This is a genomic window from Streptomyces sp. NBC_01276, assembly GCF_041435355.1.
Classification (GTDB): domain Bacteria; phylum Actinomycetota; class Actinomycetes; order Streptomycetales; family Streptomycetaceae; genus Streptomyces.
In genome coordinates, this window is sequence record NZ_CP108442.1 from 5,157,977 (window position 1) to 5,171,206 (window position 13,230).

The 13,230-nt window shown below is 72.2% G+C and carries 12 protein-coding genes; 8 read left to right on the forward strand and 4 right to left on the reverse strand.

Translation table 11 applies throughout. From position 1 onward, the window contains the following. Nucleotides 1-23 precede the first annotated feature (23 nt). The 4 genes from lepA to OG295_RS23110 all read left to right on the forward strand — a co-directional run bounded on the left by lepA (nucleotide 24) and on the right by OG295_RS23110 (nucleotide 6,017). Nucleotides 24-1,889, forward strand: coding sequence for a translation elongation factor 4 (gene lepA, locus OG295_RS23095; RefSeq protein ID WP_030226936.1), 1,866 nt, complete (start codon nucleotides 24-26; stop codon nucleotides 1,887-1,889). Between the two features lie 291 nt (nucleotides 1,890-2,180). After that, a complete protein-coding gene (locus OG295_RS23100; RefSeq protein WP_371678584.1) occupies nucleotides 2,181-4,073 on the forward strand; it encodes a long-chain fatty acid--CoA ligase in 1,893 nt (630 codons plus the stop codon). Nucleotides 4,074-4,129: 56 nt separating this feature from the next. Continuing rightward, a complete protein-coding gene (gene hemW / locus OG295_RS23105) occupies nucleotides 4,130-5,362 on the forward strand; it encodes a radical SAM family heme chaperone HemW (RefSeq protein WP_266838951.1) in 1,233 nt (410 codons plus the stop codon). A 100-nt stretch (nucleotides 5,363-5,462) separates the two neighbouring features. Further along, entirely contained in the window at nucleotides 5,463-6,017 is a 555-nt protein-coding gene (locus tag OG295_RS23110) for a Uma2 family endonuclease (protein WP_371678585.1), read from the forward strand. A 6-nt stretch (nucleotides 6,018-6,023) separates the two neighbouring features. Here OG295_RS23110 and OG295_RS23115 read toward each other — a convergent pair whose 3' ends face one another. Both OG295_RS23115 and OG295_RS23120 read right to left on the reverse strand, forming a co-directional pair. Beyond that, entirely contained in the window at nucleotides 6,024-6,824 is an 801-nt protein-coding gene (locus OG295_RS23115; RefSeq protein ID WP_371678586.1) for a DUF3097 domain-containing protein, read from the reverse strand. A 28-nt stretch (nucleotides 6,825-6,852) separates the two neighbouring features. Next, a complete protein-coding gene (locus OG295_RS23120; protein WP_371678587.1) occupies nucleotides 6,853-7,584 on the reverse strand; it encodes an MBL fold metallo-hydrolase in 732 nt (243 codons plus the stop codon). Between the two features lie 210 nt (nucleotides 7,585-7,794). On the opposite strand from OG295_RS23120, the gene hrcA reads away from it, so the two are divergent. The 4 genes from hrcA (at nucleotide 7,795) to OG295_RS23140 (ending at nucleotide 11,925) form a co-directional block, all read left to right on the forward strand. After that, nucleotides 7,795-8,811 (forward strand): heat-inducible transcriptional repressor HrcA, encoded by a 1,017-nt coding sequence (gene hrcA, locus OG295_RS23125; protein ID WP_030226948.1) that lies wholly within the window; start codon nucleotides 7,795-7,797, stop codon nucleotides 8,809-8,811. Continuing rightward, complete coding sequence (gene dnaJ / locus OG295_RS23130; RefSeq protein WP_266838944.1) at nucleotides 8,812-9,948, forward strand: molecular chaperone DnaJ; 1,137 nt, start codon at nucleotides 8,812-8,814, stop codon at nucleotides 9,946-9,948. A gap of 145 nt (nucleotides 9,949-10,093) precedes the next feature. Beyond that, nucleotides 10,094-11,185, forward strand: coding sequence for a nitronate monooxygenase (locus OG295_RS23135; RefSeq protein ID WP_371678588.1), 1,092 nt, complete (start codon nucleotides 10,094-10,096; stop codon nucleotides 11,183-11,185). Further along, the gene (locus tag OG295_RS23140) at nucleotides 11,182-11,925 is read left to right on the forward strand and encodes a 16S rRNA (uracil(1498)-N(3))-methyltransferase (protein ID WP_371678589.1); all 744 of its coding nucleotides are present in this window, start codon (nucleotides 11,182-11,184) and stop codon (nucleotides 11,923-11,925) included. The genes OG295_RS23135 and OG295_RS23140 overlap by 4 nt, the downstream gene beginning before the upstream one ends. A gap of 12 nt (nucleotides 11,926-11,937) precedes the next feature. Here OG295_RS23140 and OG295_RS23145 read toward each other — a convergent pair whose 3' ends face one another. Beyond that, nucleotides 11,938-12,267, reverse strand: a complete 330-nt coding sequence (locus OG295_RS23145; protein ID WP_371678590.1) for a hypothetical protein — start codon at nucleotides 12,265-12,267, stop codon at nucleotides 11,938-11,940. After that, nucleotides 12,264-13,193 carry a MerR family transcriptional regulator gene (locus OG295_RS23150; protein ID WP_371678591.1) on the reverse strand — a complete coding sequence of 310 codons (930 nt, stop codon included), beginning with the start codon at nucleotides 13,191-13,193 and terminating at the stop codon, nucleotides 12,264-12,266. Before OG295_RS23150 ends, OG295_RS23145 begins: the two co-directional genes overlap by 4 nt. Nucleotides 13,194-13,230 lie beyond the last annotated feature (37 nt).

The following is a 13,230-nucleotide window of genomic DNA, read 5'->3' on the forward strand; positions in this document are numbered from 1 at the left end:
CGCCCCGAGAATCAGGACACTGCGTGCCCGCGATCCCCAGCCACGTGCCCGAGCCGAGCCGTACCGACCCGGCGCTGATCCGCAACTTCTGCATCATCGCGCACATCGACCACGGCAAGTCGACGCTCGCCGACCGGATGCTCCAGCTCACCGGTGTCGTCGACCAGCGGCAGATGCGCGCTCAGTACCTCGACCGCATGGACATCGAGCGTGAGCGCGGCATCACGATCAAGTCGCAGGCGGTCCGTCTGCCCTGGGCACCCACCGAGGGTGCGGGCAAGGGCAGCACGCACATCCTGAACATGATCGACACCCCCGGTCACGTCGACTTCACCTACGAGGTCTCGCGCTCCCTCGCGGCGTGCGAGGGCACGATCCTGCTGGTGGACGCCGCCCAGGGCATCGAGGCCCAGACCCTCGCCAACCTGTACCTGGCGATGGAGAACGACCTCGCGATCGTCCCGGTCCTCAACAAGATCGACCTGCCGGCCGCGCAGCCGGAGAAGTTCGCCGAGGAGCTCGCGAACCTGGTCGGCTGCCAGCCCGAGGACGTCCTGCGGGTGTCGGCGAAGACCGGTCTCGGCGTCGACGCCCTGCTCGACAAGGTCGTCGCCACCGTCCCGGCCCCGGTCGGCGTCAAGGACGCCCCGGCCCGCGCGATGATCTTCGACTCGGTCTACGACTCGTACCGCGGCGTCGTCACCTACGTCCGTGTCGTCGACGGCCAGCTCAACAAGCGCGAGCGCATCCGGATGATGTCCACCGGCGCCACGCACGAGCTGCTGGAGATCGGCGTCTCCTCCCCGGAGATGACCTCCTCCGACGGCCTCGGCGTCGGCGAGGTGGGCTACATCATCACCGGCGTGAAGGACGTCCGTCAGTCCAAGGTCGGTGACACCATCACCAGCCTGCACAACGGCGCGACCGAGGCCCTCGGCGGCTACAAGGACCCGCGGCCGATGGTCTTCTCCGGCCTCTACCCGCTCGACGGCTCGGACTACCCGGACCTGCGCGAGGCGCTGGACAAGCTCCAGCTCAACGACGCCGCGCTCGTCTACGAGCCCGAGACCTCGGCGGCCCTCGGCTTCGGCTTCCGCGTCGGCTTCCTCGGCCTGCTCCACCTGGACGTGGTCCGCGAGCGCCTGGAGCGCGAGTTCGGCCTCGACCTGATCGCGACCGCGCCCAACGTGGTCTACCGGGTGGTCCTGGAGGACGGCAAGGAAGTCACCGTCACCAACCCGAGCGAGTTCCCCGAGGGCAAGATCTCGGACGTGTTCGAGCCGGTCGTGCGGGCCACGATCCTCGCGCCCAGCGAGTTCATCGGCGCGATCATGGAGCTCTGCCAGACCCGCCGCGGCACCCTGCTCGGCATGGACTACCTCTCCGAGGACCGGGTCGAGATCCGCTACACCCTCCCCCTCGCGGAGATCGTCTTCGACTTCTTCGACCAGCTGAAGTCCAAGACGCGCGGCTACGCCTCGCTGGACTACGAGCCCACCGGCGAGCAGTCCTCCAGCCTGGTCAAGGTCGACATCCTGCTCCACGGCGACAAGGTCGACGCCTTCTCCGCCGTCACGCACAAGGACGCCGCCTACGCCTACGGCGTGCGCCTCGTCGCCAAGCTGCGCGAGCTCATCCCGCGGCAGGCGTTCGAGGTGCCGATCCAGGCGGCCATCGGCTCGCGCGTCATCGCCCGCGAGACCATCCGCGCCATCCGCAAGGACGTCCTCGCCAAGTGCTACGGCGGTGACATCTCCCGTAAGCGGAAGCTGCTGGAGAAGCAGAAGGAAGGCAAGAAGCGGATGAAGATGGTCGGCTCCGTGGAGGTCCCGCAGGAGGCCTTCATCGCCGTCCTCTCCAGCGACGAGTCCGGCGGCAAGAAGAAGTAACCGGCCGGTAACCGACAGCGGTCGGAGGCGGCCGTGTCAAGCGGTCGCCAAGGGCGGGTCAAGAACCACCCTCGCCCCAAGTCGGACGAATGGGCCCACATGCGCACGCATGGGGGCCCTTTTCGTTATGAAGCGGCCGCTCGGAGGCTCTTACGCGCCGGGCGCACGGCCTCTACGCTGATCACTGCTCGATGGTTACTCGCCAGTTTCAAAAAGGTGCCAGCACCACCCGCCCGTCCCAAAGCGCCCCCACGCCCACGCCCTGCCGCGTGGACCGGTCCGGAGGATGTCGTGAGCGACACACAGACCTTGATCGAGAACCGCCCGCCCACCGTGGCGGCCCTCTTCCTTGACCGCGTCGCCGCCACACCGAACGCGGAGGCCTACCGCTTCCCGGTGCCCGCGGCCGGCCCCGAGGGCGGTCCGGACGACTGGAAGTCGCTGAGCTGGGGGCAGGCGGCCGAGCGGGTCTTCGCCATCGCGGCGGGCCTGATCTCCCTGGGCCTGCGCCCGGAGGAGCGGGTCGCGCTCGCCTCCAACACCCGGGTCGAGTGGATCCTGTCCGACCTCGGCGTGATGTGCGCGGGCGGCGCGGTCACCACGATCTACCCCAGCACCAACGCCGAGGAGTCCTCGTACATCCTCGCGGACTCCGAGAGCCGGGTGCTGATCGCCGAGGACGCCAAGCAGCTCGCGAAGGCCCGCGAGCGCCGCGCCGGCCTGCCGAACCTCGCCCACGTGGTGGTCCTGGACGCGGCCGACGCCGTCGGCGCCGACGGCGACCCCGAGGGCTGGGTCCTCTCCCTCGCCGACCTGGAGGCGCTCGGCAACGAGCACCTGGCCAAGCACCCCGAGGCGGTCAAGGAGCGGATCGCGGCCATCACCGCCGACCAGCTCGCCACCCTCATCTACACCTCCGGCACCACCGGCCGCCCCAAGGGCGTCCGTCTGCCGCACGACAACTGGTCGTACATGGCCAAGGCCACCGTGGCCACGGGCATGATCCACTCGGACGACGTCCAGTACCTGTGGCTGCCGCTGGCGCACGTCTTCGGCAAGGTGCTGACCTCCGGGCAGATCGAGGTCGGGCACGTCACCGCGGTCGACGGCCGGATCGACAAGATCATCGAGAACCTGCCGGTGGTCCAGCCGACGTACATGGCGGCCGTCCCGCGCATCTTCGAGAAGGTCTACAACGGCGTGGCCGCCAAGGCGCGGGCCGGCGGCGGGGCCAAGTACAAGATCTTCCAGTGGTCGGTCGGCGTCGCCCGCGAGTACGCCAAGGTCACCCAGGACAACTTCCGCCGCACGGGCCAGGCCACCGCCCCCTTCGGCCTCGCCACCAAGCACAGGATCGCCGACGCGCTCGTCTACTCCAAGCTCCGCGAGGCCTTCGGCGGCAAGCTGCGGGCCGCCGTCTCCGGCGCCTCCGCCCTCGCCCCCGAGATCGGCTACTTCTTCTCCGGCGCGGGCATCCACATCCTGGAGGGCTACGGCCTGACGGAGTCCAGCGCGGCCTCCTTCGTCAACCCCGGCGAGGCCTACCGCACCGGCACCGTCGGCAAGCCGCTGCCCGGCACCGAGGTCCGCATCGCCGACGACGGCGAGGTCCTGCTGCGCGGCCCCGGCATCATGCAGGGCTACCACGGGCAGCCCGACAAGACCGCCGAGGTGCTGGAGAGCGACGGCTGGCTGCACACCGGCGACATCGGCGAGCTGTCCCCCGACGGGTACCTGCGGATCACCGACCGCAAGAAGGACCTGATCAAGACCTCGGGCGGCAAGTACGTCGCCCCGGCGGAGATCGAGGGCCACTTCAAGGCGATCTGCCCGTACGTGTCGACCATCGTCGTGCACGGCGCCGACCGGAACTTCTGCTCGGCCCTGATCGCCCTCGACGAGCCGGCGATCCTCGGCTGGGCCGCCGAGAACGGCCTGGAGGGCAAGTCGTACGCCCAGGTCCTGGCCGCGCCGGAGACCGACCGCCTGATCGAGACCTACGTCCAGACCCTGAACGAGGGCCTCCAGCGCTGGCAGACGATCAAGAAGTTCCGGATCCTCCCGCGCGACCTGGACGTCGAGCACGGCGACCTGACGCCCAGCCTCAAGCTGAAGCGCCCGGTCGTCGAGCGTGAGTTCAAGCACCTCATCGACGAGATGTACGCGGGTTCCCGGGAGGCCTGACCGGCGCCCGGCCCGACGCGGGAAACGACCTTGGGGCAGTGCGGGACAATGGGCCCATGCCTTCCGCACTGCCCGACGGTGAACCCATGCCCGAAGACGGCTCGCTGCCGTCGCACGCCCTGGCGGGTGCCGGGGACCGGCCGCTCGGGTTCTACCTGCACGTCCCGTACTGCGCCACGCGCTGCGGGTACTGCGACTTCAACACCTACACGGCCACCGAGCTGCGGGGGACCGGCGGGGTGCTCGCCTCCCGGGAGAACTACGCCGACACCCTGATCGACGAGGTCCGCCTGGCCCGCAAGGTGCTCGGGGACGACCCCCGGGCCGTGCGGACCGTCTTCGTCGGCGGCGGCACGCCCACGCTGCTGCCCGCCCGCGACCTCGTCCGGATGCTCGCGGCGATCCGCGACGAGTTCGGGCTGGCCGAGGACGCCGAGGTCACCACCGAGGCCAATCCGGAGTCCGTGGACCCGCGGTACCTCGCGGAGCTCCGCGAGGGCGGCTTCAACCGGATCTCCTTCGGCATGCAGAGCGCGAAGCAGCACGTCCTGAAGGTGCTCGACCGCACCCACACCCCCGGCCGCCCCGAGGCCTGCGTCGCGGAGGCCCGCGCGGCGGGCTTCGAGCACGTCAACCTGGACCTGATCTACGGCACGCCGGGGGAGACGGACCAGGACTGGCGCGACTCCCTGGCCGCGGCCATCGGCGCCGGGCCCGACCACGTCAGCGCCTACGCCCTGATCGTCGAGGAGGGCACGCAGCTGGCCCGCCGGATCCGCCGCGGCGAGGTCCCGATGACCGACGACGACGTCCACGCCGACCGGTACCTGATCGCGGACTCCGTCATGGCGGAGGCCGGGTACTCCTGGTACGAGGTGTCGAACTGGGCCACGACCGAGGCCGGCCGCTGCCTGCACAACGAGCTGTACTGGCGCGGGGCCGACTGGTGGGGCGCGGGCCCGGGCGCCCATTCGCACGTCGGCGGGGTGCGCTGGTGGAACGTGAAGCACCCCGGTGCCTACGCCGCGGCCCTCGCGGAGGGCCGTTCCCCCGGCGCGGGGCGCGAGCTGCTGTCCGCGGAGGACCGGCGCGTGGAGCGGATCCTGCTGGAGCTGCGGCTGGTCGACGGCGTCCCGCTGTCGCTGCTGGCCCCGGCCGGCCTGGCGGCCGCCGGGAAGGCGCTGGCGGACGGGCTGCTGGAGCCGGCCCCGTACGGTGCGGGGCGCGCGGTGCTGACCCTGCGCGGGCGGCTGCTGGCCGACGCGGTGGTGCGGGACCTGGTGGACTGACCACTCCACGGAGTGAATCGCTGCGGATCGGGGCAGGTGCGGCCTAGCCTGTTCGTAGCCTTCTGCCGCAAGCCCGGCGGCAGAAGTGGAGGGCACGGAGATGACCGCTGTGGACGATCGCCGGATGACCGAGTACTTCGAGAGCTTCGAGGCTCCCGAGGGGGTCAAGGTCGAGCTCCTCAGGGGTGAAATCGTGATGATGGCGGGGCCGGACGTGGTCCACAACCTGATCGTCATGTTCGTGCAGCGGCAGATCCCCATGGACCGCTGGTACCCGCTCCAGACGCAGGACGTGGATATTCCGGGGGAATCGTCGGAGCCGCAGCCGGACCTCGTCGTCCTGCCGAGCGAGGCGGCGCCGGAGTCGGGCCGTCTCCTGCCCGCAGCCGCCCTGGCGATGGTGGTCGAGGTCGTTTCCAAGACCAGCAAGCTGCGCGACTACGTGACGAAGCGCTCCATCTACGCGGCCGGCGGCATTCCCGCCTATCTGATCATCGACCCCTTCCAGGCCACGTGCGTGGTGCTCACCGAGCCCTTCGGTGCCGGAGAGGAAGCCGACTACCGGGGCGCGCGGACCAGCAAGTTCGGTGAGCCGGTCCCGCTCGACGTCCTCGGCGTCACGCTCGACACCACGGAGTTCGCCACCCTGCCGTAGACCGGGTCAGGGCGCCGTGACGAAGTCGATCAGCTCCTCCACCCGGCCCAGCAGGGTCGGCTCCAGGTCGCGGTAGGACGTGACGCGGGACAGGACGTGCTGCCAGGCGGCCCCGGTGTTCTCCGGCCAGCCCAGGGCCCGGCAGACGCCCGTCTTCCAGTCCTGGCCGCGCGGCACCTCGGGCCACGCCCGGATGCCCAGCGCGGACGGCTTCACCGCCTGCCAGACGTCCACGTACGGGTGACCCACCACCAGCACGTCCGGGGAGGTGACCGATGCCGCGATCCGGGATTCCTTCGACCCCGGCACCAGGTGGTCCACCAGGACGCCGAGGCGGGCGTCCGGCCCGGGGGCGAACTCCTCCACCACGGCCGCGAGGTCGTCGACGCCCTCCAGGTACTCCACCACCACGCCCTCGATGCGCAGGTCGTCACCCCAGACCCGCTCCACCAGTTCGGCGTCGTGACGGCCCTCCACGTAGATCCGTCCGGCGCGCGCCACCCGGGCCCGCGCCCCCGGGAGGGCCAGCGAGCCCGAGGCCGTACGGGCGGGCGCGGCGGGTGCCCGCGACGGGCGGGTCAGGGTCACCACGGCGCCGTCCAGCACGAAGCCGCGCGGCTCCAGGGGGAAGACCCGGCGCTTGCCGAAACGGTCCTCCAGGGTCACCGTGCCCGCCTCGCACGCCACCACCGCACCGCAGAAGTCGGTGCCCGCCACCTCGACCACCAGATCGGGGTCCGCGGCCACCTCCGGCACGGCCTTGGCACGCTTCCACTGCGGGGTCAGGTCGGGGGAGTACTCGCGCATCCGGCCGACACTAGGAGAACCGCCGCCGTCAGGTCCGCGACACGCCGAACAGGTCCGCCAGTGTGTCGTGTTGGGCACGCACGAAGCCGGCACCGACCACCGCTCCGTGACCCGGCACGTACAGCGCGTCGTCCCCGCCCAGCGCGAGCAGGCGGTCCAGGGCGGCGGGCCACTGCCCGGGCACCGCGTCCGTGCCGGCCTGGGGCTCGCCCGACTCCTCCACCAGGTCCCCGCAGAACACCACCTCCCGCTCGCCCGGCACCAGGACCGTCAGGTCGTGCTGCGAGTGCGCGGGCCCGACGTTGGCCAGCAGTACCTGTACGCCGCCCAGCTCCAGCGTCCACTCGCCCGACACCAGGTGCTCCGGCGCCCGCAGCAGGCCCGCCGCCTCGGCCGCCTCCGCCTCGTCCAGGCCCTGGCTGACCGCGCTCACGCGCAGCTCCTCACGGCCGCCGGGGGTCGCCAGCAGCCGGTCGAGGCCGACCGCCCCGTAGAACCGGGCGCCCTCGAAGGCCGGGCCGCCCAGCACGTGGTCGAAATGTCCGTGTGTGAATGCGATATGGGTCACGCGCCGGCCCGTCAGCCGCTCCGCCTCGGCCCGCACCAGGGCCCCCTCGCGCACGCAGGATCCGGGGTCGATCAGGAGCACCGACTCGTCCCCCACCACCAGTCCCACCGTGCAGTCCCACACCGGGAGCCGCCGCCGGCCGGCCCGCCCGGTCAGCCGTTCCCAGCCCGCCTCTTCCCAACGTACGTCCATGGGGCGACGCTACCCTGGCGGGCCGCCCTTGCCCCCGGTGTACTACCCGGCCGTACACTGACCGGGGGATCTCTGGCACTCGGGCGCTCGGAGTGCCAACCAGGGCCCGGGGGAAGCTCCGGCGGACCGCCGGCGGCGGGCCCGCCGCCCGCGAACCCCACGACCGACCGACGACCGACCGACGACCGACCGCATCCGGAGGTGTGCGCGATGCTCAGTGAACGCAGGCTCGAAGTGCTGCGCGCCATCGTCCAGGACTACGTCGGGACGGAGGAGCCGGTCGGTTCCAAGGCCCTCACCGAGCGCCACCGCCTCGGCGTCTCGCCCGCCACCGTGCGCAACGACATGGCCGTGCTGGAGGAGGAGGGCTACATCGCGCAGCCCCACACCAGCGCCGGCCGGATCCCCACCGACAAGGGCTACCGCCTCTTCGTCGACAAGCTGGCGGGGGTCAAGCCGCTGTCGACGCCCGAGCGGCGGGCCATCCAGAACTTCCTCGACGGCGCCGTCGACCTCGACGACGTGGTCGGCCGCACGGTGCGGCTGCTCGCGCAGCTCACCCGGCAGGTCGCCGTCGTCCAGTACCCCTCGCTGACCCGCTCCACCGTCCGGCACGTCGAGCTGCTGTCGCTGGCCCCGGCCCGGCTGATGCTCGTACTGATCACGGACACCGGGCGGGTCGAGCAGCGGCTCGTCGACACCCAGACGCCCTTCGGTGAGACCTCCCTCGCCGACCTGCGGGCGCGGCTGAACAGCCGGGTCGTCGGCCGTCGGTTCACCGACGTGCCGCAGCTCGTGCAGGACCTTCCGGAGTCGTTCGAGATCGACGACAGGGCGACCGTCAAGGCCGTCCTGGCGACCCTTCTCGAAACGCTGGCCGAGGAGGCGGAGGAGCGGCTGATGATCGGCGGCACCGCCAACCTCACTCGCTTCGGACATGATTTTCCCTTGACGATCAGGCCGGTGCTCGAAGCGCTCGAGGAGCACGTCGTGCTCCTCAAGCTGCTGGGCGAGGCGGGGGAGTCGGGGATGGCCGTACGGATCGGGCACGAGAACGCCTACGAGGGACTCAACTCCACGTCGGTCGTGTCCGTCGGCTACGGTTCGGGCGGCGAAGCAGTCGCCAAACTCGGCGTGGTCGGACCGACCCGCATGGACTACCCCGGAACGATGGGAGCGGTACGCGCAGTGGCACGTTACGTCGGACAGATCCTGGCGGAGTCGTAAGTGGCCACGGACTACTACGCCGTACTCGGCGTACGCCGCGACGCGTCCCAGGATGAGATCAAGAAGGCCTTCCGGCGGCTCGCGCGCGAGCTGCACCCGGACGTCAATCCCGATCCCAAGACGCAAGAGCGCTTCAAGGAGATCAACGCCGCCTACGAGGTCCTCTCGGACCCGCAGAAGAAGCAGGTCTACGACCTCGGCGGCGACCCGCTGTCCTCCTCGGGCGGCGGCGGCGCGGGCGGCTTCGGCGCGGGCGGCTTCGGCAACTTCTCGGACATCATGGACGCCTTCTTCGGCCAGTCCCAGCAGCGCGGCCCGCGCTCGCGGACCCGCCGCGGCCAGGACGCCATGATCCGTCTGGACCTGGAACTGGACGAGGCCGCCTTCGGCACGACCAAGGACATCCAGGTCGACACGGCCGTCGTCTGCACCACCTGCTCGGGCGAGGGCGCCGCCCCCGGCACCTCCGCGCAGACCTGTGACATGTGCCGCGGCCGCGGTGAGGTCTCGCAGGTCACCCGGTCCTTCCTGGGCCAGGTCATGACCTCGCGTCCCTGCCCGCAGTGCCAGGGCTTCGGCACCGTGGTCCCGACCCCGTGCCCCGAGTGCGCGGGCGACGGCCGGGTCCGCTCCCGCCGCAGCCTGACGGTCAAGATCCCCGCCGGTGTCGAGAACGGCACCCGGATCCAGCTCGCGGGTGAGGGCGAGGTCGGCCCCGGCGGCGGCCCCGCCGGCGACCTGTACGTGGAGATCCACGAGCTGCCGCACCCGACCTTCCAGCGGCGCGGGGACGACCTGCACTGCACGGTCACCATCCCCATGACGGCGGCGGCCCTGGGCACCAAGTGCCCGCTGGAGACGCTGGACGGCATGGAGGAGATCGACATCCGGCCCGGCACCCAGTCCGGCCAGGCGATCCCGCTGCACGGGCGGGGCGTCACGCACCTGCGCGGCGGCGGGCGCGGCGACCTGATCGTCCACGTCGAGGTCACCACCCCCGGCAAGCTGGACCCCCAGCAGGAGGACCTGCTGCGCCAGCTCGCGAAGCTGCGTGGCGAGGAGCGCCCGACGGGCCAGTTCGCCCCCGGCCAGCAGGGGCTCTTCAGCCGCCTGAAGGACGCGTTCAACGGCCGCTGACCGGCCCGCGGCAGCACGCAGGAGCCCGGTCCGGGGACGCCCCGGACCGGGCTCCGCGCTTTCCTCGCGGCCGGAGGGAACTGGACTATGCCAGGCGAATTGCCGTGATTCGGTCCGGTGCGCGGGACGTGGCACGATGCAGTCCATGTCCTCCGCGCCGAACGGTCTCCCCCGGTACCCGATCGTGCAGGCTCCCATGGCGGGCGGCGCCTCCTGCCCGCCGCTCGCCGCCGCCGTGTGCGAGGCCGGCGGGCTCGGTTTCCTGGCCGGCGGCTACAAGACCGCCGACGGCATGTACCAGGAGATTAAACAGCTCCGCGGCCTCACCCGACGGCCCTTCGGAGTGAACCTCTTCCTGCCGCAGACCGGGTACGTCGACCCGGCCGCCGTCGAGGCCTACCGCGGCCAGCTGGCCGGCGAGGCGAGCTGGTACGAGGTCTCGCTCGCCGAAGAGGACATCATCGGCACCTGCGACGACGGCTACGAGGCCAAGCTGGCGATCCTGCTGGAGGACCCCGTCCCGGTGGTCTCCTTCGCCTTCGGCTGCCCCGCGCCCACCGTGATCGGGCGCCTGCGCGCCGTCGGCACGCACACCGTCGTCACCGTGACCTCCGCCGACGAGGCCCGCACCGCCCAGGAGGCGGGCGCCGACGCCCTGTGCGTCCAGGGCGTCGAGGCCGGCGGACACCAGGGCACCTTCCGCGACGACCCGCAGACCGACGGCACGGCGGGCGTCGGCCTGCTCGCCCTGGTGGCGCAGGTCCGCGAGGCCGTGGCCCTCCCGATCACCGCCTCGGGCGGGCTGATGCGCGGGGCGCAGATCGCGGCGGTGCTCGCGGCGGGCGCGGAGGCGGCGCAGCTCGGCACGGCCTTCCTGGTCTGCCCGGAGTCCGGGGCGCACCCCCTGCACAAGAAGGCGCTGACGGACCCGCTGTTCGGTCACACGGAACTGACCCGGGCCTTCACCGGCCGCCCCGCCCGGGGCCTGGTCAACCGCTTCATGCGGGAGCACGGGCCGTACGCCCCTTCCGCGTACCCCCAGATCCACCACATGACCTCGGGGCTGCGCAAGGCCGCCGCCGCGGCCGGGGACCCGCAGGGCATGTCCCTGTGGGCCGGGCAGGGGCACCGGCTGGCGCGGGCGCTGCCCGCCGGGGAGCTGGTGGAGGTGCTGGCGGCCGAACTGGCCCAGGCGCAGAGTGCGTTGAAGGTGTTGCAGATGAGGAGAGCGTCATGACGGCCCCCGTGTTCGTGGTCGAAGAGGTCCCCGCGGGGCCGGAGTTCGTGCTGGACGGCCCCGAGGGCCGGCACGCGGTGTCGGTGAAGCGGCTCGAACCGGGCGAGGAACTCGTCCTCACGGACGGCCGCGGCCGCTGGGCCGACGCCGTGGTGAAGGCGGCGGAGGGCAAGGACCGGCTGGTCGTCTCCGTCTCTGGGGTCGCGCAGGAGCCCGAACCCGCCGTGCGGATCACGGTGGTGCAGGCGCTGCCCAAGGGCGACCGGGGCGAGGTCGCCGTCGAGACGATGACGGAGACCGGCGTCGACGCCATCGTGCCGTGGCAGGCCTCCCGGTGCATCACCCAGTGGCGGGGCGAGCGCGGGGCGAAGTCCCTGGCCAAGTGGCGGGCCACCGCCCGGGAGTCGGGCAAGCAGTCGCGCCGGGTGCGGTTCCCCGAGGTGGCCGAAGCGCTGTCCACCAAACAGGTGGCCGCGCTGCTGGCGGAGGCCGACCTGGCGATGGTGCTCCACGAGGACCGCGAGGCCGCCTCCGAGGCCCTGGCGACGGCGGAGCTGCCCGCGGCCGGCTCGGTGGTGCTGGTGGTCGGCCCCGAGGGCGGGGTGTCCCCGGAGGAGCTCGCGGCCTTCGCGCAGGCGGGTGCCCGCCCGTACCGGCTGGGCCGCTCGGTGCTGCGCACGTCCACGGCGGGCACGGCGGCGACCGCGGTCCTGCTGGCGCGCACGGGGCGCTGGGCGTAGGACGGCCCCGTCTCAGAGGGCCGTCCACGGGACGCGGCAGGTGTGCGGAGCCGGCCCCTCCGGGCACAGGGCCGCGATCACGCTCTTGCGGAGGGCCCCGCGCGTCCGCAGGGAACACACCAGGCGGACGCGCAGCTCGGCCGGCTGACGTGCGCCGCTGCTCCGGCCGGGATGTTCCACGGCCCACTGCGGCGCCAGGAAGCCGTACGCGCCGGGGGCCGGCGTCAGGCCCACGCCGACGATCCGGGCGCTGGGGGAACCGACGGCGTCCTCGACGAGGGCCCTGACGCGGCCGGCCCCCTCCGCGTCCGCGTACGGGCCGAACGCCGGCTCGCGCGTCATCGCGCCGCCGCCCCGGTGAACCAGGAGTGCACGGGAGCGAGGGTGGGCGACGGGGGCCAGCCGTTGACCGTCGCCAGGAGCCTCCAGTAGCGCTGCACGAGCGGGTCGGCGCCGGTCCGCAGGCGGGCGAGGAGCCAGCGGGGCAGATCGCTCTCCGCGGCACGCTCGAACGCGCGGGCGTAGAGGTCGCCCAGCGGGTCGGCCGGGAACGTGCCCGCGGCGGGGGCCGGCAGCAGGCCGGCGCGCCCGGCCTCGTCGATCCGTTCGCGCATCGCCCGGTCGAGGGCCTCGTGCAGGGCGTGGACGTCCCCTCGGGAGAGCTCTTCCACCTGGTCCTCGGCCGTACGCCGGATCGCGTCACGGAACTCCGCCGTCCGGAAGAGTCCGGCGAGTTCCACCCAGGCGTCGACCTGTTCGGGCGTGGGTTCCTCGGGGAGTTCGGGCAGGGCGGACCGCATCAGGGTCACGAACTCGGGGTTGTTGTGGAGGTCCGTGAAGGCGTCGTCGACGAAGTCGGTGACGAGCCGGTGGCGTTCGGTGCGGGAGAGCGTGGCGAGCCGGTGCACGAGGTTCATCTCCAAAGGGGTGGGGCGGTCGCGTCCGGCGACCGCGCGGAGCAGGGCGCGACGCAGGCGCAGGGTCCGGATCTGCACGTCCAGGGCGTCGGCGTGCGCCCGGGTGACCTCGGACAGGGACACCTCCCGGTCCAGCACCCTGCGTACGGTCTCCAGGCCGAGCCCGAGTTCGCGCAGTGTGCGGGCCAGGTCGAGGCGGGCGAGCGCGTCGGGGCCGTAGAGCCGGTAGCCCGCCGGGCTCCGGTCGGCCGGCGGGACGATGCCCCGGTCGGAATAGAAGCGGATCCGCTTCACCGGCAGTCCGGTCCGACGGGACAACTCCCCGATGGAATAGAGCGTGTCGCTGTCCATGCCCCCAGCCTGCGGTCTCCCCCCGGGGGAGACGCAA